19 protein-coding genes are annotated in these 20,193 nt (G+C 66.6%); 6 read left to right on the forward strand and 13 right to left on the reverse strand.

Features of this window, described 5'->3' with window-relative positions; translation table 11 throughout:
* Positions 1 to 64 precede the first annotated feature (64 nt).
* Positions 65 to 640, forward strand: coding sequence for an OsmC family protein (locus OCH7691_RS13925; protein ID WP_085884141.1), 576 nt, complete (start codon positions 65 to 67; stop codon positions 638 to 640).
* Positions 641 to 713: 73 nt separating this feature from the next.
* Here the strand turns inward: OCH7691_RS13925 and OCH7691_RS13930 are convergent, their stop codons facing one another.
* From OCH7691_RS13930 to OCH7691_RS13945, 4 genes are all read right to left on the reverse strand, one after another.
* Complete coding sequence (locus OCH7691_RS13930; protein WP_085884142.1) at positions 714 to 1,421, reverse strand: copper resistance protein B; 708 nt, start codon at positions 1,419 to 1,421, stop codon at positions 714 to 716.
* Between the two features lie 4 nt (positions 1,422 to 1,425).
* Complete coding sequence (locus OCH7691_RS13935) at positions 1,426 to 3,177, reverse strand: copper resistance system multicopper oxidase (RefSeq protein WP_085884143.1); 1,752 nt, start codon at positions 3,175 to 3,177, stop codon at positions 1,426 to 1,428.
* Between the two features lie 80 nt (positions 3,178 to 3,257).
* Positions 3,258 to 3,803 carry a cupredoxin domain-containing protein gene (locus OCH7691_RS13940; RefSeq protein ID WP_085884144.1) on the reverse strand — a complete coding sequence of 182 codons (546 nt, stop codon included), beginning with the start codon at positions 3,801 to 3,803 and terminating at the stop codon, positions 3,258 to 3,260.
* A gap of 91 nt (positions 3,804 to 3,894) precedes the next feature.
* Positions 3,895 to 4,257: a hypothetical protein gene (locus tag OCH7691_RS13945; protein WP_085884145.1), complete on the reverse strand. Its 363-nt coding sequence runs from the start codon at positions 4,255 to 4,257 to the stop codon at positions 3,895 to 3,897.
* Between the two features lie 152 nt (positions 4,258 to 4,409).
* Here OCH7691_RS13945 and OCH7691_RS13950 point away from each other — a divergent pair, with 152 nt between their 5' ends.
* The 3 genes from OCH7691_RS13950 (at position 4,410) to OCH7691_RS13960 (ending at position 9,400) form a co-directional block, all read left to right on the forward strand.
* Complete coding sequence (locus OCH7691_RS13950) at positions 4,410 to 6,812, forward strand: heavy metal translocating P-type ATPase (RefSeq protein ID WP_217807992.1); 2,403 nt, start codon at positions 4,410 to 4,412, stop codon at positions 6,810 to 6,812.
* Between the two features lie 23 nt (positions 6,813 to 6,835).
* Positions 6,836 to 8,296 (forward strand): multicopper oxidase family protein, encoded by a 1,461-nt coding sequence (locus tag OCH7691_RS13955; protein ID WP_085884146.1) that lies wholly within the window; start codon positions 6,836 to 6,838, stop codon positions 8,294 to 8,296.
* An 87-nt stretch (positions 8,297 to 8,383) separates the two neighbouring features.
* Positions 8,384 to 9,400 carry a glycosyltransferase family 2 protein gene (locus tag OCH7691_RS13960; RefSeq protein WP_085884147.1) on the forward strand — a complete coding sequence of 339 codons (1,017 nt, stop codon included), beginning with the start codon at positions 8,384 to 8,386 and terminating at the stop codon, positions 9,398 to 9,400.
* On the opposite strand, the gene OCH7691_RS13965 is transcribed toward OCH7691_RS13960, so the two are convergent.
* The 6 genes from OCH7691_RS13965 to OCH7691_RS13990 are packed head-to-tail and all read right to left on the reverse strand — an operon-like array spanning position 9,366 to position 14,782.
* Positions 9,366 to 9,869 carry an acyltransferase gene (locus tag OCH7691_RS13965; protein ID WP_085884148.1) on the reverse strand — a complete coding sequence of 168 codons (504 nt, stop codon included), beginning with the start codon at positions 9,867 to 9,869 and terminating at the stop codon, positions 9,366 to 9,368. The genes OCH7691_RS13960 and OCH7691_RS13965 overlap by 35 nt on opposite strands.
* Positions 9,863 to 10,444, reverse strand: a complete 582-nt coding sequence (rfbC, locus tag OCH7691_RS13970; protein WP_085884149.1) for a dTDP-4-dehydrorhamnose 3,5-epimerase — start codon at positions 10,442 to 10,444, stop codon at positions 9,863 to 9,865. Before rfbC ends, OCH7691_RS13965 begins: the two co-directional genes overlap by 7 nt.
* 3 nt (positions 10,445 to 10,447) lie before the next feature.
* Entirely contained in the window at positions 10,448 to 11,236 is a 789-nt protein-coding gene (locus OCH7691_RS13975) for a sugar phosphate nucleotidyltransferase (RefSeq protein ID WP_085884479.1), read from the reverse strand.
* Between the two features lie 27 nt (positions 11,237 to 11,263).
* A complete protein-coding gene (rfbG, locus tag OCH7691_RS13980; protein ID WP_085884480.1) occupies positions 11,264 to 12,358 on the reverse strand; it encodes a CDP-glucose 4,6-dehydratase in 1,095 nt (364 codons plus the stop codon).
* 8 nt (positions 12,359 to 12,366) lie between these two features.
* Positions 12,367 to 14,016 carry a CmcI family methyltransferase gene (locus tag OCH7691_RS13985; protein WP_085884150.1) on the reverse strand — a complete coding sequence of 550 codons (1,650 nt, stop codon included), beginning with the start codon at positions 14,014 to 14,016 and terminating at the stop codon, positions 12,367 to 12,369.
* Positions 14,017 to 14,059: 43 nt separating this feature from the next.
* On the reverse strand, positions 14,060 to 14,782 hold the full coding sequence (locus tag OCH7691_RS13990; protein WP_085884151.1) for a TylF/MycF/NovP-related O-methyltransferase: 723 nt from the start codon (positions 14,780 to 14,782) through the stop codon (positions 14,060 to 14,062).
* A gap of 412 nt (positions 14,783 to 15,194) precedes the next feature.
* Here OCH7691_RS13990 and OCH7691_RS13995 point away from each other — a divergent pair, with 412 nt between their 5' ends.
* Both OCH7691_RS13995 and OCH7691_RS14000 read left to right on the forward strand, forming a co-directional pair.
* On the forward strand, positions 15,195 to 16,331 hold the full coding sequence (locus OCH7691_RS13995; protein WP_176245057.1) for a DUF3734 domain-containing protein: 1,137 nt from the start codon (positions 15,195 to 15,197) through the stop codon (positions 16,329 to 16,331).
* 44 nt (positions 16,332 to 16,375) lie between these two features.
* Positions 16,376 to 17,158 carry a 3-hydroxybutyrate dehydrogenase gene (locus OCH7691_RS14000; protein ID WP_085884153.1) on the forward strand — a complete coding sequence of 261 codons (783 nt, stop codon included), beginning with the start codon at positions 16,376 to 16,378 and terminating at the stop codon, positions 17,156 to 17,158.
* Positions 17,159 to 17,178: 20 nt separating this feature from the next.
* Here OCH7691_RS14000 and OCH7691_RS14005 read toward each other — a convergent pair whose 3' ends face one another.
* The 3 genes from OCH7691_RS14005 to OCH7691_RS14015 are packed head-to-tail and all read right to left on the reverse strand — an operon-like array spanning position 17,179 to position 20,167.
* A complete protein-coding gene (locus OCH7691_RS14005) occupies positions 17,179 to 18,495 on the reverse strand; it encodes a magnesium transporter (RefSeq protein WP_085884154.1) in 1,317 nt (438 codons plus the stop codon).
* On the reverse strand, positions 18,492 to 19,343 hold the full coding sequence (locus OCH7691_RS14010) for a CBS domain-containing protein (RefSeq protein ID WP_085884155.1): 852 nt from the start codon (positions 19,341 to 19,343) through the stop codon (positions 18,492 to 18,494). Before OCH7691_RS14010 ends, OCH7691_RS14005 begins: the two co-directional genes overlap by 4 nt.
* Positions 19,340 to 20,167 (reverse strand): mechanosensitive ion channel family protein, encoded by an 828-nt coding sequence (locus OCH7691_RS14015; RefSeq protein ID WP_085884156.1) that lies wholly within the window; start codon positions 20,165 to 20,167, stop codon positions 19,340 to 19,342. The genes OCH7691_RS14010 and OCH7691_RS14015 overlap by 4 nt, the downstream gene beginning before the upstream one ends.
* Positions 20,168 to 20,193: the final 26 nt, after the last annotated feature.

Below are 20,193 nucleotides of genomic sequence, written 5' to 3' on the forward strand. Positions count from 1 at the left end.
GAACGTCCCGCCCCGGGGAACCAGTCCGAGATCTTCAGAAACGTCCCGATACAGGAGAATTGTCATGAACGCGCATACGCAGACCAGTGTCGCACCGACCATCGTCAACGGCCTGAATGTCGACGACCTGAAGGCGCTCGCCGCCTCGGTCGCGAACGATACCGACAAGGGGCACACCCGTTGGCGGGTCGCGACCTCCTGGCAGGGTCAGACCCGCAGCCGCTCCGAAGTGACCGGCTTCGATCTCGACGGCGAGACCGTGGAGCGGCACTTCACCATCGACATCGACGAGCCGGAAGAACTCGGCGGCGGCAATCGCCATGCCAACCCGCAGGAGCATCTGCTGTCGGCACTCAACGCCTGCATGACCGTCGGCTACGTGGCGCAATGCGCGGTGCGCGGGATCAGGCTTGACAGCGTCGAGATCGAGACCGCGGGCGACATCGACCTGCGCGGCTTCTTCGGCCTCGATCCGGATATCGCGCCGGGCTTCGAGAGCCTGCGCTATACCGTTCGGATCAAGGGCGACGGCACTCCGGAGCAGTTCCGGGAGATCCACGAGGCGGTGACGGCGACCTCGCCGAACGTCCACAATATCTCGCGGGCGATCGGTCTTCGCCCGACCCTGATCGTCGAGTAGCGGCGCAGCCGGAGCAGCGCGCGGCGCGCGCCCCGCGGGATCCCCCGCGGGGCGCAGCCGTTTCGGCAGGGGTTCAGAACATCAGCCGGGCGCCGACCACAAGGAACAGGCTGTCGGCGTCGCCGCCCTCCGCCCGCTTCAGATTGGCGGTTTCGCCAAAGCTCCGTTCGTAATGAACGCCGACATAGGGCGAGAAGGCCCGGTCGACGAGGTCGTAGCTTAGCCGGGCGCCGATCTCGACCTTCGGCCCCCAGGCACCGCGACCGGCGAACCGGTCGTCGACAAGCGGAACCTCGACCTCGACGCTTGGCGTGAGGATAAGCCGATTGGTGATCAGCCCCTCGTATTCCGCCTCGAACCGGAAATACGGACGATCGGAGACGAACAGGTCGGCATCGATCTCGAACCATTGCGGCGCGAGACCGTGAAGACCCAGAACGCCATGCACCCGCTTGTATCCGTCGGGGGTCTCGACACTGACCCCGGCCACGGCATCGAAGAAGTCCGAGATCGGCTTCTGCAGGCGCAACTGGTTCTGCAACGACTCGAAATTCTTTTCCCCGGTCTCGTACTCGGCCTCGCTTCGCCAGACCAGGCGAAGCTCGTCCTTGCCGAAGAAGGCATCGAAATCCCAGGCGGCGACGTCGTCGCCCGTGCCGGCGCGATACTCGAGCTGTTCCGCCTGGAACCCCCAGACATAGGGCTCCGCCCGGGCAATCGACAGGCATGCGGCAAGCAGCGTGAGGGCCGCCGCCGCGATGGCAAGAAAGCGTCCGTTCATCGCCTCAACCTCCGCTCACACCGGTCAGCGCCGCCGCCTTTTCCGGAGGACCGCCTTCCACGATCACCTTCCGGAACATCCCGGTGTCCGCGTGATAGGAGAGATGGCAGTGGAATGCCCATGCCCCGGGCGCGTCGACCTCGGTCTCCATGTAGACGGTCGTTCCAGGCGTCACGCTGACAACGTGCTTGATCGGGTTCCAGCGGCCGTTGCCATTGTCGAGGATCGACCACATGCCATGCAGGTGCATGGGATGGGTCATCATCGTCTCGTTGACGAACTTGAAACGGACCCGCTCGCCATACTGCAGCCGGATCGGCTCGGCATCCTCGTACTTGATCCCGTTGATCGACCAGATATAGCGCTCCATGTTGCCGGTCAGCCGGAGCTCGATCTCGCGCCCCGCCGGCCGCTCCGCATAGAGCGGCGATTGTGCCTTCAGGTCGCTGTAGGAAAGGAACTTCCCGCCCGGCTCGGCCGCGGTCGGGCTGAGGCCGCTGCCCGGGGCATAGAACGGATCGGGTTTGTCCATCGCCATTCCGCCGTGGGCACTGTGGTCCATGCCTTTCATCGTCGTGCCGTCCGGCATGCTGTGGGTCATGCCCGGCATCGAACCCTGGTCCATGCCTTTCATCGTCGTGCCGTCGGGCATGCTATGGGTCATGCCCGGCATCGAACCGTGGTCCATGCCTTCATGCGCCATGCCCATGTCGGCCATAGTCAGGAGCGGCGCCGGGCGCAGCTCCGGCACGTCGGCCTCCTCCCCCTCGCGGGTCGCGAGCGTACCCCGGGCGAACCCGGTTCGGCCCATCGATTCAGCGAAGATCGTATAGGCACGGTCCTCCGTCGGACGGACGATCACGTCGAACGTCTCGGCCACCGCGATGCGGAACTCGTCGACCGTGACCGGCTGCACGTTGTTGCCGTCGGCCTGTACCACGGTCAATTTCAGACCCGGAATGCGAATGTCGAAATAGGTCATCGCCGACGAATTGATGAAGCGGAGGCGCACCCGTTCGCCCGGCGTGAAAAGCCCGGTCCAGTTCTGCGACACCGCCTTGCCGTTGATCAGCGGGGTGAAGCCCTGCAAATCCTCGATATCGGTCGGCATCATGCGCATCTCGCCCCAGGCGGCGCGGTCGGCCAGCGTCCGGTCGAGCCCCTTGCTGGCGACATCGTCGAGGAAGTCGAACAGGGTGCGTTGCTTCCGGTTGTAGTAATCCGCCGACATCTTCAGGTTGCGCAGGATCCGGTCGCCGGAATGGGGGTGGGCATCCGTCAGCTGAACGACATAGTCGCGATCGTATCGGAAGGGCTCGCGCTTCTTCGGCGTGATCACGATGGCGCCGTAGGCGCCGTCCGGTTCCTGGAACCCGGTATGGCTGTGGAACCAGTAGGTGCCGCTCTGGCGGATCGGGAACCGGTATGTGAAGGTCTCGCCGGGCGCGATGCCGGGATAGGAAATTCCCGGGACGCCGTCCTGATCGGTCGGCAGAATGATGCCGTGCCAATGCACCGAGGTCGATTCCGAGAGGTTGTTGGTCACGTTGATCGTGACCTCCTCGCCTTCCTCGAAGCGCAGAACGGGGCCCGGTGTGGCGCCGTTATAGCCGATGCCGCTACGGGTGAAGCTTCCGGTGTCGACCTGAACGCGGTCGACGGTGAGATTGTATTCGCCGGACTGGACTGCGGTCACGGGCGCCAGCAAGGCGCCGAGACAGAGCAGGCCGGCAGGCATGAGGCCGAAGGATTTCATCCTGGCATTCCTTTTCATGATGGTCGGCGACGCGGGAAGTCCGGGCGAGACGGCCTTGCGACCGCCCCGTCCGAGTGCCGTCAGTGCTTGATCATGATTTGTCCCTGCATGCCCGCCTCGTAATGGCCTGGGACGTTGCAGGCGAATTCGAGGACGGCGTCCTCCGGGAAGGTCCAGACGACCTCGCCGGACTTGCCGGGCTCCAGCAGCACGCTGTTGGGATCGTTGTGCATGCCATGGCCCATATCGGCCTGCATGGCCTTTGCCGCCTCGTGATTGATCCGGTCGGGCTCGAGCACGCCATGCTCCACCATCATCATCATTTCCTTCTGATGACCGCGATGCATGTCGGCTGTACCGATATTGAACTCGTGGACCAGTTCGCCGTTGTTGCGAACGGTGAAGCGCACGGTCTCGCCGGCCTTCACATCGACCTTCTCAGGCTCGTAGAAATTGTCGTGCATGACGATCTCGACGGTGCGCGTGGCCTTGGCGGCCTCGCCGGCGTGACCGACACCCTTGGACGAACCATGGCCCATGTCCGCGGACGATGGGCCCGCGGCGAGTACGGCGGCAACGGTGAACGCGGCACCGGCAGCGGTGCGCGACAGGCAGGAAAAATTCATCGGATATCCCCGAATATTGGAATCGCATGTACGGAGTCCGGCGTCGGCCATCTCATGGAGAGACGGCCGGAAGCGGGACAGGTGAAGGCGATCAGGTTCGAGGAGGCGGTGTTTCGGCCCCGGACAGGATTCCGCGTTGCCGCTCGGCGTAGGCAGCGAAATCCGCAGGCCGCGCAAAGATCACAGGCGTTCCGACCTGTTCAGGCTGTCCCAGGAAACCGCCGCAATGGCCGAACGCCATCGCGCAGCAAAGGTCTCCGCCGGTATCGCAATCCACTTCCCCGTCGGCGCAAATGCCGTCCTCATGCATCGAGGCCATGGCCGTCGATGTTCCATGATGGGTGGCCTCGGCAGCGAGACCATCGCTGCCATTCGCCATTGTCGTCGCCGACAGGAGCGTCAGCACGACCAGCCAGGAAAGGAACCGCTTCATACCGGTCTGATAATCGGCCAAACGACCGGAAGATCAAGATCGCCGCAAAAGAATCTCGTTGACCTTCCAGTGACTGGAAACTCCATATCCAGTTTATATTGATCCAGGAGGGCACGATGTCGGATGGTGCGGCGATCACAGAGACGATGATTATCAGGGATCCGGTTTGCGGCATGCTCGTGGACCCCGGTCCCGAAACACCGATCGCGGACGTCGACGGCCATGCCTTTCATTTCTGTGCCGAAGGATGCCGCAAGCGATTCGAGGCCGACCCGCAGTCCTACATACGTGCGACCGACCCGGTGTGCGGCATGACGGTCGAGCGCGCCAGCGCCCGCCACATGGCGAAGCATCAGGGCGAGCGCCACTATTTCTGCTCGTCCGGCTGCCTGACGAAATTCGAGAAGGACCCGGACGCCTACCTGGGCGATCGGCCGCCGCCCGAACCGATGCCCGAGGGCACGATCTATACCTGCCCGATGCATCCGGAAATCGAGCGGACCGGGCCGGAGGATTGCCCGATCTGCGGCATGGCGCTGGAGCCGAAGGGCCTGCCCGCCGCCGATGAGGGCCCCAACCCTGAATTCGTCGATTTCCGCCGTCGCTTCGTTGTCGGCGCGATATTGACCGTTCCCGTCCTCGTGCTGGCGATGGCCCCGCACCTGGGCTTCGGGTTGCGCGGCATGATTGGCGAGCGCCTGTCGCTCTGGCTCGAACTCGTGCTCTCGACGCCGGTCATCCTGTGGTCCGGCTGGCCGTTCCTGGTGCGCGGCGCGAAATCCTTCCGCACCATGAACCTCAACATGTTCAGCCTGATCGCGATCGGCGTCTCGGCCGCTTACCTCTTCAGTCTCGTCGCGGTGCTGGCGCCGGGCCTGTTTCCCGCCGGGTTCCGCGACGCGGAGGGCAATGTCGGGGTCTATTTCGAGGCCGGCGCGGTAATCGTCGTGCTGGTGCTGCTCGGCCAGTTACTCGAACTCGGCGCCCGCCAGCGGACCGGCGCTGCGCTCCGCGCGCTCATGGGGCTCGCGGCCAAGTCGGCCCGCGTCATCCGCTCCGACGGACGGGAGGAGGAAATCCCGCTCGAGGATGTCCAGGTCGGCGACCGGCTCCGGGTCCGGCCGGGCGAGAAGATCCCGGTCGACGGCGAGGTCCTCGACGGTCGTTCGCCGGTCGATGAATCGATGCTCACCGGCGAGCCCATCCCGGTCGAGAAGTCGGCCGGCGATCCGGTCACCGGCGCGACCCTGAACGGCACGGGAAGCCTGGTGATCGAGGCCCGGCGGGTTGGCAAGGACACGATGCTGGCGCGGATCGTCGGCATGGTGGCGGAAGCCCAGCGGTCCCGCGCGCCGATCCAGAAACTCGCCGATTCCGTCGCCGGGATCTTCGTTCCCGCGGTGATCGGCACCGCCATCCTCGCCTTCATCGCCTGGTCGATCTGGGGACCGTCGCCGGCGCTTGCCTATGCCCTCATCGCCGCGATTTCGGTACTGATCATCGCCTGCCCCTGCGCCCTCGGGCTGGCGACGCCGGTCTCCATCATGACCGCGACCGGTCGCGGCGCCCAGGCCGGCGTCCTGATCAAGAACGCCGAGGCACTGGAGCGCTTCGCCAGGGTCGATATCCTGATCGTCGACAAGACCGGCACGCTGACCGCCGGCAAGCCGGCGCTGGTCGCGGTGCTGCCGGAAGCCGGCCACGACGAGGCCGACGTGTTGCGGCTCGCCGCCAGCCTCGAACGGGGCTCGGAACACCCGCTGGCCGAGGCCATCGTCCAGGGCGCCGAGGCGCGAAACGTGACGCCGGAAGACGCCACGGATTTCGAGGCGGTGACCGGCAAGGGCGTGAAGGGCCGCGTCGGGGGCCGCGACGTGGCGCTCGGGAATGTTGCACTGCTCGCCGATCTCGGCCTCGACAGCACGCAATTCACGGCGACCGCGAACGAGCGGCGCGACCAGGGCGAAACCGTCATGTTCGTCGTGGTCGATGGCCGGATTGCCGGCCTGGTCGCCGTCGCCGACCCGATCAAGCCGACCACGGCGGACGCGATCCGCGAACTGCACGCACAGGGCTTCCGCATCGTCATGGCGACCGGCGACAACGAACGGACCGCGCGCGCGGTCGCGAGCCGGATCGGCATCGACGAGATCCGCGCCGACGTGCTGCCAGAAGACAAGGCCCGCATCGTCGCGGAACTGCAGGCAGAGGGGCATCGTGTCGCGATGGCCGGCGACGGCGTGAACGACGCGCCGGCGCTTGCCCGGGCGGATGTCGGCATTGCCATGGGCACCGGCGCCGACGTCGCCATCGAAAGCGCCGGGATCACGCTGGTGAAGGGCGACCTGAACGGCATCGTCCGGGCCCGGCGCCTGGCGGAAATGACGATGCGCAACATCCGCCAGAACCTGTTCTTCGCGCTGGTCTACAACGCCGCGGGCGTTCCGATTGCCGCCGGCGTGCTGTATCCTTTCTTCGGGATCCTGCTCTCGCCCATGTTCGCCGCTGCGGCGATGAGCCTCTCCTCGGTGTCGGTCATCAGCAACGCGCTCCGCCTCAGGGGCATCCGCCTGTAGGGCGGCCGGTCTGGAGGGTCATCATGAAGCACCCGGAGAGGGCGATGCTCACCCGCCGAACGGTTCTCGGCACCGGCCTTGCCGCCGGCCTCGCGGCGCCGTTCGCCGGCATCGTTGCCGGGCATGCCGCGACTTCCGGCCCGGCCCGCACGATCCGGATTCGCCCCGCCCCGGCCGATGTCCGGCTGGTCCCCGAACCCTACGGCCTGACCCCGACTTGGTGCTTCAACGGCGCCGTGCCGGGTCCGGAACTCCGCCTGCTTCCTGGCGAGCCGGTCCGGATCGAGGTCGAGAACGGCCTTGCCGAGGCGACCACCGTTCACTGGCACGGCCTGCGCGTGCCGAACGCCATGGACGGCGTGCCGCACCTGACCCAGCCGCCGATCGAGCCCGGCGAGCGCTTCGTCTACGAGTTCGCCGCGCCCGATGCCGGCACCTACTGGTATCACCCGCACATGCGGAGCCACGAGCAGGTCGGCCGTGGCCTTGCCGGACCGCTAATCGTGGAGGAGCCGTCGCCGCCCCGGGTCGACCGCGAGCTCGTCTGGATGCTCGACGACTGGCGGCTGACCCAGGCGGCGCGGATCACCGACGATTTCGGCAGCCCCCGCGACCTCAGCCACAACGGCCGTGTCGGCAACACCGTCACAATCAACGGCCGGGTCCCCGACGCCGTTCCGGTCCGTCCGGGCGAACGGCTCAGGCTGCGCCTGATCAACGGCGCCAACGCGCGGATCTTCGCGCTCGATTTCGGCGACCAGCGGCCGCTTGTGATCGCCCTCGACGGCCAGCCGGTGACACCGCACGAGCCGCCCGACGGGCTCGTCACGCTCGGCCCGGCGATGCGGGCCGACCTGATCCTCGACATTGCCGGCACCGCCGGCACGCGAAGCGCGGTGATCGACCGCTTCTACCGGGGTTCCGACTATCGGCTGGTCGATCTCGCCCTCGATGGCGAGCCCCTGCGGGCGGGCCCGCCGGACTGGCCGATCGCGCTGCCGTCGAACGGGCTACCCGAACCGGATGTCAAGACCGCGACGCGCCACGACGTGGTCTTCAACGGCGGCATGATGGGCGGGATGGTCATGCAGCAGATGGGCGCCGGCGGTGGCACGATGCCCGAGCCGCCGGCGATGCGGGACATGATGATGGCCGGCCGCATGTGGTTCATCAACGGCGTCGCCGCCACCGGCCACCTGATGGAGCCGGTGATGACCCTCGAGCGCGGACGGAGCCATGTGATCGCGATGACCAACGCCACCGCCTGGCATCACCCGATCCATCTGCACGGCCATTCCTTCCGCGTGCTCAGCCGAAACGGCGAACCGACCCGGCACCGGGAATGGCAGGACACGGTGCTGATGGCGCCCCGTGAACGGGTCGAGATCGCCTTCGTCGCCGACAATCCGGGCGACTGGATGTTCCACTGTCACATCCTCGAACACCAGGCCGCGGGCATGATGGGCGTCATCCGCGTCGCCTGAAGGCGCGACCGCGCCTTCATCCGGGTTGAGATTTGCGCCGGCCGCCGTTACTCCTCCTCCGCAGCCAGCCAGTTCGGGATCCCAACCATGTCAGAGCCGTCGCAGCCGTTGGTCACGGTCGCCATCACCTCCTACGAGCGCGCCGACCTGTTCCGGCTCTGCCTCGAGAGCGTGTGCGCCCAGACCCACCGTGAACTGGAAATCTTCGTCCACGACAATTCGATCAGCGACGCGATCCACGACATCGTGGCCGACATCGGCGATCCCCGGATCGTCTACGAGCGCAATTCCCCGAACCTCTCCGATGTCATCATTCTCAACCACCAGAAGGCCTTCACGCCGCGGAACGGCAAGTATCACATTGTGCTGTCGAGCGACTGGACGCTGGTGCCGGAAGCGATCGGGGCCATGGTCGCAAAGCTGGAGGCCGAGCCCCGGGCCTGCGCCGCGCGCGCCGGCCACGTGCAGCGCGATCTCGGCAGCGGCCGGGACAAGCCGGTCGCCGGCAAGTTCGAGAATGTGAAGGGCGCCCGCGGCGACGGCGAACTCTACGACTGCCGGGCGCTGATCGAGGCGGCCTTCTTCACCCTGACCGGCGTCGGCATCATCTATCACACGCTCCTGCCGTCCGACCTCCTGCGCTACACCAACCTTTCGAAAGTCTATCTGCATGCCGGCTACGAGCATCAGGCGGGCCTCGAGCTGCTGATGCTGAAACCCTGGCTTGCGGTGCTCAAGGCGCCGCTGTTCGTCGAACTGATCCACCCGGACCGCTACCAGTCGGGCGGCTACCGGGCCTACGAGAAGTTCGGCGAATGGGTCGCCCGGGCGCGCTTCTTCGAGAACAGCTACCCGGAACTGCTGGCCCGCGACTTCAACCCGTTCAAGCTCCGCGCCGGGCTCGCCCTCGGTTTCCTGCGCTGCATGTTCCGCCACGACGAACGTCCGGCCGAGGCGGCCGCCTATGTCGCGCGCTACGGCTCGCAGATCCTGTTCTCGGCGCTGCTATGGCCGGTCTACCGGCCGATCGCCTTCGTCCGCTGGCACCTCAAGCAGGCGGGCAAGCGGATCAAGCGCCGTCGCCGGGACCGCGCCGGCCGATGATCCTGAGCGGCGCGCCGACGGCGATCGCAAAGGCCGGGACCTCGCCGCGGACGACCGCGCCGGCCCCGATCACCGCGCCCCGGCCGATCCTCACGCCGTCCAGCAGCACGCTGTTGGCACCGATCCAGACATCGTCCTCCAACACGATCCCGCCGCGCGATGGCTGGAAGCCCTGCTCGAAGATGAAGCGGTCGGGATCGTCGAAGGCATGGTTGGTCGGCGCGAAGGTGCAGTTGGCGGCGATCAGGCAGCCCCGCCCCATGCGGATGCCGTTGCCGATATAGAGCACGCAGCCCGAGTTGATCTGGCAATCGGCGCCGATCACGACGTCGCCGCTGCCGCCCGCCGGCTTGACCTTAACGAAGGAATCGACGACCGCGCGTTCGCCGATCTCGATCACGGAACCGCGCACCGAATCCTCGATATCGGCAAGTTTCGAGATCCGCGCGCTCGGCGCGATCCTCAGCATGACCGCTCGAAGGCAAGCAGATCGCGCTCCTCCAGACCGGCGAGGTCCGGCGCGGCGGAATCCTTCTCGCTCAGAACCGCCCGGTCGGCGATCGGCCAGTCGATCCCGACCGCCGGATCCGCCCAGGAAAGCGTGCGGTCGAGCGACTGGTCGTAACTGTCCTGCACGAAATAGCTGACCACCGACTGCTCGGTCAGGGTCTGGTAACCGTGCGCGCAACCGGGCGGCACGTAGATGGCGCGGGCATTCTCGGCCGAGAGCTCGACGCCGTACCATTGTCCGAACGTGGGCGAGCCTTTCCGGATATCGACGAAGACGTCGAAGACGGCGCCGACGACGCAGCGGACGAACTTGCCCTCGCGCTTCGGCGTGGCCAGGAAATGCAGCCCGCGCACGGTGCCGAGCGTGTTGTTGGACGAGAGGTTGCTCTGCACGAACGGCCGGGTGATCCCGGCAGCGGTGAACTCATCGGCGCATAACATCCGCGTGAAGATGCCGCGCTGGTCCCGGTGGACCCGGCAATCGACCAGCCGGGCACCCGGGATGGCGAGCTCGGTGAAGCTGAAGGCGCCCATGCCCTATTCCGCGTCCCGACGCAGCCAGGGCGGTGTCCCGCCCTTGCACATCTCGTTCAGGAGATCGCGTTCACGCGCCGTGTCCATGCATTGCCAGAAGCCCCCGTGACAATGGACGGAAAGCTGTTCGCGGTCGGCCAGAACCTCGAGCACGCCGCGTTCCAGCGAGACGTCGTCGGCCGGCCCCAGGTGATCGAAGGCGGGTTTCTCTAGCACCATGAAGCCGCCGTTGATCCAGCCGCCCTGCGACTGCGGCTTCTCCTGGAAGGTCTTGATCTGGCCGCCCTCGATGTCGAGCTCGCCGAACCGCGAGGACGGGCGGACACCGGTGATCGTCGCCAGCCGGCCGCTCTTCCGGTGGGCCTCGTAAAGCGCCCCGATATCGACCGTCGAGACGCCGTCGCCATAGGTCGCGAAGAAGGTCGGGCTGTCGATCCGGTCGAGCACCTTGCGGATCCGCATGCCGGTCTGGCTGAGGCGCCCGGTCTCGGCCAGTACCACGTCCCAGTCCTCCGGTCCCCGGCCGCCGTTGTCGAGGACCTGCGCGGTACCGCTCTTGAGATTGACCTCGATGTCGCGATTGATCCGCCAGTAATGCAGGAAATAGTCGCGGATCATGTCGCCCTTGTAGCCGAGGCAGAGGATGAACCGCCGCACGCCGAACAGCGCGTAGTGGGACATGATGTGCCAGAGGATCGGCCTGTTGTCGATTTCGACCATCGGCTTCGGGCGGATCGTCGTCTCCTCGGCGAAGCGCGTGCCGAGGCCGCCGCACAGGATGACCGCCGGGATGTCCTTCAGATCGTTTGTCACGCGCTGCTACCCCTTCTTCCCGTCGCCCAGATAGGCGTCAATCTGTTCGCGGCAGGCGGCGAGCGGGTCGCCCCCCTCGTGCCAGGCCCGATACCATGCCAGCGTCTCGGCAATCGTCTCCTCGAGCGACCAGCGCGGTCGCCAGTCGAGCCGCGCCTGCGCCTTGCCGGTGTCGAGCATCAGCAGTGTCGCCTCGTGCGGCTCGCCGTCCCGCGCGACCCGCACCACCGGCTTGCCCGGCCAGTCCGACTCGGCCAGCGATACCAGCCTCTCGACCGGCACGCAGGCCTCGAGATCGGGGCCGAAATTCCACGCTTCCGCGAAGTCCGCAACGACCGGCCCAGCCAGCCGCTCGGCCAGCAGGAGATAGCCGTTCAGCGGCTCCAGCACATGCTGCCAGGGGCGGACGGCGGCCGGGTTCCGGATCGCCATGACCCGGTCGGCGACGCGGGCGCGGACGAAATCCGGAACCAGCCGGTCGGTCGCGAAATCGCCACCGCCGATGACATTGCCCGCTCGCGCGCTGGCGATCCCGCAGGCCGCGCCCGCCGGACCGAAGAAGCTCCGGCGCATCGACTGGGTGACGATCTCGGCGCAGGCCTTGCTGGCACTGTAGGGATCGTGCCCGCCGAGCGGGTCGCTCTCGCGATAGGCACGGCCGGTCTCGGCATTCTCGTAGCATTTGTCGGTCGTGACGACGACGACGGCGCGGACCTGCTCGCCGGCGCGGCGCACCGCCTCCAGCAGGTTCGCCGTTCCCATGACGTTGGTCGAGAAGGTCTCGAGCGGATCGCGGTAGCTCTCCCGGACCAGCGCCTGGGCGGCAAGGTGCAGCACGGTGTCGGCCCTGGAGGCGACGAGCGCCGACGCCAGGCGGTCGGCATCGCGGATGTCGGCGATATGCTCGCCGGCCAGCAGGGCGCCGGTTCCCGCCAGTTCGTAAAGCGAGGGCGCCGGCACCGGCGCCAGGCTGTAGCCGGTGACCACCGCCCCGAGACGATGCAGCAGCACCGTCAGCCACGCCCCCTTGAAGCCGGTATGACCGGTCAGGAAGACGCGGCGCCCGCGCCAGAATCCGGGATCTGGGGCATGACCGTGCATCGGCAAGATCACCCGGCCGCGCTGTCCTTGACCCGGCGGAGATAGCCGTCAGGCCAGTAGGTCACGTGATGGCGAAGCGGGCTCTCGTTGAACTCGAAGGCCGGCATGTCGATCACGAAATCCTCGTTCTCGGCAACATAGGCGCGTGCCGCCTCGGTCGGGTTGCTGACCGGCCAGTCGGCGCCGGTCCGCGGCCCGCCGGCGACCTGGGCCATGATGCCGTCGGCGGCGACCGCGTAGCAGCCGACCGTCACCAGCGGCGCATAAGCGCGCAGTTCCGCCAGGACGTGGTCCTTGGTGTGGTTGCTGTCGAGGATCAGCATGACCTTGTCGTCCTTGCCGATCCGCGCCTTGACCTGGTCGACGATCGCCTGGCTGGTCGATGACCCCTCGAACATCTCGATCCGCTTGAACAGCGGATGTTCCTCGATGGCGCGCCGGTTGTGCGGGCGGATCTGGATGTCGACGCCGATCACCCGGCCATGGCCCATGGCCTCGAACAGGCTGGCGTAGTAGATCAGCGAGCCGCCGTGGGCGATGCCGGTCTCGATGATGACGTCCGGCCTGGTCGTGTGGATCAGTTCCTGGATCCGGATCATGTCCTCGGGCAGCTGGATGATCGGCCGCCCCATCCAGGTGAAGGTATAAATATGCTTCACGTCCCAGCCGACGCGGAGCCAGGCCTTCGAGGCGACTTCCCAGCCCTCGGCGCTTTCCATCGGCAGTTCCAGCGCGATGCCCCGGGCCTCGTCCCGGTAGCGGACGATGCCGCGCGCCTCGTCGATTGTCGTTTCGCCGCGCGACGCCGGGTCGAGGGCATGGTGATAGCCGCGATAGCTGTTCACGACATCGTCGATGACATCGTTCAGCGAGCGCGTGATCGGCGGAAACTCGGCGCTGTAGCGGCCCATGTCGATGGGCGGGAAGATCCTCGTCGGCGCCTTGTCGGCGACCGTCGTCTTCACTCCGGTCAGGCGGCCGAGGGCGGCGGCGATATCGCCGTGGCTGACGTTGTCCGGGCCGGCAACATTGTAGATCCGGCCCTTCGCCCTTGTCGCGATATTGATCAGCGCCTCGACGACATCATCGACATAGACGTAATTCTTGGCCGATTCGAGACTTTCGCCGAGCGTGAGCGCGTCGGAGGTGACGGCGGTACGAATGACCGAGTTCAGGAAATTCTGCGAATTCGGATCGAAGCCGGCGACGTTGGACACACGGGCCACGCGGATCTTCGGATTGTCGAGCGACAGGCAGGCGCTCTCGCCCATGATCTTGGACAGGTTGTAGAGGTCGTCGGCAGCCTGCGGATCGACGGAAAGCCGGGCCGCCTCCGAGGTCGTTTCGCAGCCCAGGTAGACCCGTGTCGTCGACAGATAGAGGAAGCTCTCGAACTTGGTCGAATGCAGGATGGTGTTGAGCAGCGAGACATGGGCATCGACCGTCTCCCGCTTCTTCTCGCGGAAATCGGCGGTCATGCCGATGCAATAGATCACCTGGCCGAGATCGGCGTTGTAGGGCGCGACCTTGAAGTCGGAGTTCCGCGCCCCGGAAAGCCAGGTCCGGTCCGGCGTCGCGACCTCGTGCCCCGATGCTTTGAGCGTGTCGGACAGTCGCCGGCCGATGAACCCGCCGGCCCCAAAAATGGTGAATTTCACATCGCTCTCCGCTTCATTGCCGTATGGGGCTCGCCATTCCGGATCATGGCTTGATCATTACCGCCTGCCCGGTCGGCAGACGCAGGAGCGGCACGCCGCGTTCGGCGGCGAAACCGTCAAAGGCCGCCTTCTGCTCTTCATGCCCCGGCCAGCCGTAATCGTCGAGCACGACCGTCGCGCCGCTGACCAGCTTCGGCCAGAAATGCTCGGCGGCGGCGATCTCCGGCACAACCGTGTTCATGTCGATCGACAGATAGGCAACCCGGTCGATCTCGACATCGGCAAGCGTATCGGGCACCGGGCCACGCACGATCTCGACATTCGGATAGACCGAGAAGCGCTTCCGCACTTCCTCGTAGACGTCGCTCTCATACTCGTTCTTGTAGAGCGCGCGCTGCCGCTCACGCTCGGTCAGGGTTTTCTCGTCGAAGCCGGCGAAGGTATCGAACAGATAGAACTTCCGCGGCTGCTTCGCGAAATCGAGCGCCCGTATCACGGCATGCGCGGTGCCGCCCTTGTGGACCCCGCACTCGACGAAATCGCCCTGCAACCCGCGCCCGCGCGCCGCCGCCCAGAGCACCACATGGACCCGCCAGTGAACCCGCGACTTGCCCCAGGCGCCGGTCTCGGCGCCGGCCCGGTAGGCGTCGGCGAAGGCCGGGTCGTCCATGAAATCGCAATTGTGGATCGATTTCAGGCCGTCCTGGTCGTAGCGGTAGGTCACGGCCTTCTTCCGCTTCAGTCCCAGCCATTTCCTGATCGACATTCATGACCTCCCGGGTCGGGCATGGAGCGCCGCGCTTCGCTCTTTTCGGTTCGAACGCCCCGGGGTGATGACCCGTCGCACGTCCGGCACCGGATCGCCGACCCGTCCTTTTGCTGTGCCCGACTGCCCCGGAGGCGGGCGGGCAGATGGTTACTGAATAGCGCCGCCTTTGGCAAGGCGAAGGGCGCCGACGTTCCGCCATTTCGTTGCCTTCCGGCGGCGCGATACGGGGCCTGCGTCAATTCGTCCGTACCGCATTGCAGCAATCGGCGCGGGCGACCATATCCCGAACACACGGCCCCTGCGATCCAGATGCCCGACGAACCACCCTCAGGCGAGCGCGCCGCCTGCGCGATGGGGATGGACACAGCGGGCCCCGAACATGCCGCGAGAGCGCCGGAGCATCATCCCGATGAACGAGAAGACACAGTCGAAGCCGACCGTCGACGCGGAAAAGACCGTGCTGGTGCTGCAGGGCGGCGGCGCGCTTGGCGCCTACCAGGCCGGCGTCTTCGAGGAATTGACGACGACCGGGCACACACCGGACTGGATCGCCGGCATTTCCATCGGCGCCATCAACGCGGCGCTGATTGCCGGGAACCCGCCCGAGCAGAGGATCGAGCGGCTGCGCGCCTTCTGGGAAAAACTGTCGTCGCGCCTGCTGGCCGAACCGGTCATCCCGGGCGAGGAGGCGCGCGCGCTGTTCAACGAGACAAGCGCCATGATCGCCGCCGGCACCGGGCTTCCCGGCTTCTTCCAGCCGCGTTTCCCGCCGGCAGCGATCTACCCGGCGGGCTCGCCGCAGGCGCTGAGCCTCTACGAGACGAGCCCGCTGCTGAAGACGCTCGTCGAGTACGTCGATTTCGACCTGATCAACTCGGAGAAGATGCGCCTTTCCATGGGAGCGGTGAATATCCGCACCGGCAACTTCGCCTATTTCGACAGCCACCGGCAGAAGATCGGCCCGGAGCACGTGATGGCGAGCGGCGCGCTGCCGCCCAGCTTCCCGCCGATCGAGATTGACGGCGAGCATTACTGGGACGGCGGCATCGTCTCGAACACGCCGCTGCAATATGTCCTCGACGAAGCGCCCAACGACGACATGCTGGTCTTCCAGGTCGATTTGTTCAGCGCGCGCGGCCCGATGCCGCGCACCCTCTCGGATGTCTCGGAACGGGCGAAGGATATCCGCTTCTCCAGCCGGACCCGGCTGAACACCGATGTCTTCCGCCGCAATCGCGCCCTGCAGCGCGCCGCCCACCGGCTGATCCACAAGCTGCCCGAGGAGTATCAATCCGATCCCGACGTCCAGATGATCGACAGGCTCTGCTGCGACGCGGCAGTGACGATCGTGCACCTGATCCACCGGCGGAAGAACTACCACAGCCAGTCGAAGGATTATGAATTCTCCCGCCACTCGGTGCTCGAGCACTGGCAGAGCGGCGTCGTCGACGTACGTCGCACCTTCCGCCAGAAGGCCTGGCGCGAGCGCACCAGGCCGAAGGAGGGCGTCACCGTCCTCGACCTGACCCGCGACGTCGACGACTGATCCGGTCGCGGCGATCGACAATTCGTTCCAGAGGAAAGACGACCATGAAACTCAAGGACAAGGTCTGCATCGTCACCGGCGCCGCGCGCGGCATCGGCGAGGGCATCGCCAGGCGTTTCGTCGCGGAAGGCGCCCGCGTCGCGATCGCCGACCTGGACCTCGGCGCGGCCAGCGAGACCGCCAAGCGGCTGACCGCCACCGGCCCCGGTTCGGCCTTCGGCGTCGCCATGAACGTGACCGACGAGGATGCGGTCAACGCCGGGGTCGCCGCGGTCGTCGCGAAATGGGGCGGTGTCGACGTGCTGGTTTCCAACGCCGGCATCCAGATCGTCGACAAGATCGAGGATTACGCGTTCAAGGACTGGAAGAAGCTGCTCGCCATTCACCTGGACGGCGCCTTCCTGACCACGAAGGCCTGCATTCCGCACATGTACCGGCAGAAGTCCGGCTCGGTCATCCTCATGGGCTCGGTCCATTCAAAGGAGGCTTCGCCGCTGAAATCCGCCTATGTGACCGCCAAGCATGGCCTGCTCGGCCTTGCCCGGGTGATCTCCAAGGAAGGCGCCGAACACGGCGTGCGGGCCAACGTCATCTGCCCGGGCTTCGTCAAGACGCCGCTGGTCGAGAAGCAGATCCCGGAACAGGCGAAAGAACTCGGAATCAGCGAGGACGAGGTCGTCGACCGGATCATGCTGGGCGAGACGGTCGACAAGGAATTCACCACCATCGAGGACGTGGCCGAGGTCGCCCTCCTGTTCGCCGCCTTCCCGACCAACGCGCTCACCGGCCAGTCACTGGTGGTCAGCCACGGCTGGCACATGGACTGACGACACCCCTTCCCGCGTCCTCAGCCCCCGGCGACCAGCATCCCCGACAGCAGGGTCGCGATCCCGAGGAAGGAGAAAAAGCCGGCAACGTCGGTCACCGTCGTCAGGATGATCGACGAGGCTACCGCCGGATCCTGGCCGAGCCGGGCGAGGACGATCGGCACCAGCGCGCCAGCGATCCCGGCGGCGACCATCGAGATCACCATCGAGAGCGCGATCACCAGCACGAGGCCGACACTGCCGCTCCACAGGAAGACGCCGATCCCGCAGGTGATCGCGATCGCGACACCGTTCCAGAAGCCGGCGTTCATCTCCTTCCGCATCACGCGGAGCCAGTGGCCGATGGTGATTTCCCGGAGCGCGAGACCGCGCATCGTCACCGCCAGCGCCTGGGCGCCGGCATTTCCCGATTGGCCGGCGACAACCGGCAACAGCACCGCGAGCGCGGTGAAGGTGGCGATGGTATTCTCGAAGAAACCGACGACCGATGCGGCAAGGAACGCGGTCAGCAGGTTGATCTGCAACCATGGCATGCGCTTGCGCAGGGCGAACCAGCTCGACGACAGGGCGCGTTCGTCCTTGCTCACGCCGACCATCGTCTGGATGTCGAGACTGGCCTCGCTCTTCAGGGCGTTCAGCAGGGTTCCATGGCGAACGATGCCCAGAATGCGCCCCTCCTGATCGACGACCATCAGTTCATCGAGACTATGCGCCTCGAGGGCCTCCACGACCTCTTCCCGAGGCGCCATCGGCCCGACCACCGCGGGGACTGCCCGGGCGAGGCTCGACAACACCGTATCCGGGCTGTTGAAGGCGAGCTTGCGGACATCGACGACCCCGGCGAGCCGGTTCTCTGCGTCCAGCAACTTGATGAAATGGACGTCGGCCGAACCGCGATGGGGTTCGCGCAGCAAGGCCATCGCACGGCCGACGGTCTCTTCCGCCGGCAGGCTGAAGACAGCGGTATCCATCAGGCGCCCGGCCGTTGCTTCCGGATATTCCAGCGTCTGGCGGAGCTGGGTCGCCAGGCCGTCCGGCAGTTCGCCCAGGACCTGCTCACGGCGGTCGTCCGGCATCTGCCCGAGGAGGGCGACCGCCCGGCTCCGCTCCGGCTGTTGCAACACCGCCAGGCGAAGCTCCACCGGCAGCCGTTCCAGTACCGTCGCCCCGGTCATCGGCGTCAGCGCGTTCATCACGGGCACCGCGCGTTCGGGCGGGACCAGCGACAGGTAACGCTCGATCTCGGCCGGGGAATAGGCGTCGATCGCCCGTGCCGCCTCGGCCGGGTAGCGGGACAGATACGCGCTGGCCAGTGCCAGGGTCGCCGGGCCGGTCATCGGGCCGTCCCCTCTTCCGGCGGCGACGGCGGCTCGACCTGCGCCTTCGCCATCGAGGCGGCAAGGACGGCGGCAAGGCCGACATAGACATTGTTCGCGAGCAGCAGATAGTCGCCGCCATCCTCGTCGTTGCCGGCGGCGCGCGGCTGTTCCGAGGCCACGCGCAACGCGGCATGGCGGACGCTGCCGACCAGCTTGCCGTCCCGGTCGACCACCGGCAGGGTATCGAGATCGGCCCAGGCCGGCTCCTCGAGCGCGCTCTCGATGCTGGCGCTGGCCCTCAGCGTACGCTTCGCTGGGATGGCGACGGCCGGCAGCAACGCCTCGTCGCCAGCGGTTAACAGGCGCGACAGCGGCACCACGCCGACAAGCTTCTGCCCGGCATCGACGACATAGATCTCGCTGACCGTCGTCGGATGCCGCTGCAGTCGCCGGCGCGCCACGGCAACACTCGCCGTCTGCGGCAGTGCCATCGGGTGGCTCTCCATCCAGGCGCCGACCCGGTGCCTCGGTTGCAGCAGGATCACCTCGAGCTGCAGGCGGGTCGCCGTCGACATGCCCTGGAGCAGGCTGGCCCGGCGCTCCGGCGCGATCCGGCGCAGGATGTCGGCGGCCTTGCGGCGCGCCATCGCCCCGAGAAAGGCCACCGCGAGTCTGTCGTCGACATGTTCCATGGCCGCGGCGGCAACGCCCGCGGACAGCGTCGAGAACAGGTCGACGGCGCGATCCTCCGGAAGCTCCGCCGCGAAGGCGGCGATCGCCTCCGCGTCGCATTCCTCGGCAACGGCCGCGGCATCCTGCAGATGGCGCTCCAGGAACAGCTCGGCCAGCGCGTCCCGCCCGCTCACGATTTCGCCTCCGGCTTCAGGGTGAGCGTGACCTCTTCGGCGAACAGGTGGGCGGGGATCGAGAGCCGGCCGTCGGCGGTCTCGACGATGACAGCGACCGAGGTGATCTCGAGGATCGTCCCCTCCATGTCGCGCACCCGGATACGCTGGCCCGGATTGAGGTCGCGATCCAGGTAGTGGGCGCCGATCACGTTGCTGACGAAGATCCGCGCGCCAAGGCTGAAGGCGAGCGAAAGGCCACCGAGGCCGGCCGCCACGGTGACCGCCAGAACCGTGATGATGACCGTGATGTCGATGCCGATCTGGTCCAGGCCGACCACCACCAGGAGGATCAGCGTCAGACCCTGCACGAGGCCGCCGATGAGCTTGCGCTGCTGCTCGGAAAGGTTCGGCAGGGCCGCCGTGGTCGCGTCGCGGGCAATCGTCGCGAGGATGAAGCCCGCGAAGATGATCAGCAGGCCGGACAGGATATTCGGCAGGTAGCCCACGAGCTTGTCCAGCCAGCCGGCGAAGATGCTCAGGCCGAGGACATTGGTCGCCGCGGTCAAGAAGAACAGGATGACCAGCCAGTAGATGATGCTGGCAAGGACGCGCGCCGTCGATCCCTGGGCGTCGATGCTGCGAACGAATCCGCCGAGCCCGATCGCCTGGGAAACCCGGTTGAGGGTATGTGCCGAACGCAGCGTCAGACCCCTCAGGAGCCTCGCCACGAGCCAGCCGACGAGAAGCAGCAGGATTGCGCTGATCAGCGACGGCAGATGTTGCAGAAAAGCGTCAGCAATCTGTCTCAAGCTCGCCGCGAGCGGCCGAATTTGGTCCAGCATAGGAGTGTCTCCTCCGTTGGGTTCGG

The organism is Oceanibacterium hippocampi, from assembly GCF_900172325.1.
GTDB lineage: Bacteria > Pseudomonadota > Alphaproteobacteria > Sneathiellales > Sneathiellaceae > Oceanibacterium > Oceanibacterium hippocampi.

Excerpts from the sequence above, each read along its gene's own strand:
- OCH7691_RS13950 (WP_217807992.1), top strand. The coding sequence starts at position 4,410 with ATGCTCGTGGACCCCGGTCCCGAAACACCGATCGCGGACGTCGACGGC.
- OCH7691_RS13990 (WP_085884151.1), bottom strand. The coding sequence starts at position 14,782 with ATGTCGATCAGGAAATGGCTGGGACTGAAGCGGAAGAAGGCCGTGACC.
- OCH7691_RS14000 (WP_085884153.1), top strand. The coding sequence starts at position 16,376 with ATGAAACTCAAGGACAAGGTCTGCATCGTCACCGGCGCCGCGCGCGGC.
- OCH7691_RS13940 (WP_085884144.1), bottom strand. The coding sequence starts at position 3,803 with ATGAATTTTTCCTGCCTGTCGCGCACCGCTGCCGGTGCCGCGTTCACC.
- OCH7691_RS13995 (WP_176245057.1), top strand. The coding sequence starts at position 15,195 with ATGAACGAGAAGACACAGTCGAAGCCGACCGTCGACGCGGAAAAGACC.
- OCH7691_RS13955 (WP_085884146.1), top strand. The coding sequence starts at position 6,836 with ATGAAGCACCCGGAGAGGGCGATGCTCACCCGCCGAACGGTTCTCGGC.
- OCH7691_RS13965 (WP_085884148.1), bottom strand. The coding sequence starts at position 9,869 with ATGCTGAGGATCGCGCCGAGCGCGCGGATCTCGAAACTTGCCGATATC.
- OCH7691_RS14005 (WP_085884154.1), bottom strand. The coding sequence starts at position 18,495 with ATGACCGGCCCGGCGACCCTGGCACTGGCCAGCGCGTATCTGTCCCGC.
- OCH7691_RS14015 (WP_085884156.1), bottom strand. The coding sequence starts at position 20,167 with ATGCTGGACCAAATTCGGCCGCTCGCGGCGAGCTTGAGACAGATTGCT.
- rfbC (WP_085884149.1), bottom strand. The coding sequence starts at position 10,444 with ATGGGCGCCTTCAGCTTCACCGAGCTCGCCATCCCGGGTGCCCGGCTG.
- OCH7691_RS13930 (WP_085884142.1), bottom strand. The coding sequence starts at position 1,421 with ATGAACGGACGCTTTCTTGCCATCGCGGCGGCGGCCCTCACGCTGCTT.
- OCH7691_RS13925 (WP_085884141.1), top strand. The coding sequence starts at position 65 with ATGAACGCGCATACGCAGACCAGTGTCGCACCGACCATCGTCAACGGC.
- rfbG (WP_085884480.1), bottom strand. The coding sequence starts at position 12,358 with ATGCACGGTCATGCCCCAGATCCCGGATTCTGGCGCGGGCGCCGCGTC.
- OCH7691_RS13960 (WP_085884147.1), top strand. The coding sequence starts at position 8,384 with ATGTCAGAGCCGTCGCAGCCGTTGGTCACGGTCGCCATCACCTCCTAC.
- OCH7691_RS13935 (WP_085884143.1), bottom strand. The coding sequence starts at position 3,177 with ATGAAATCCTTCGGCCTCATGCCTGCCGGCCTGCTCTGTCTCGGCGCC.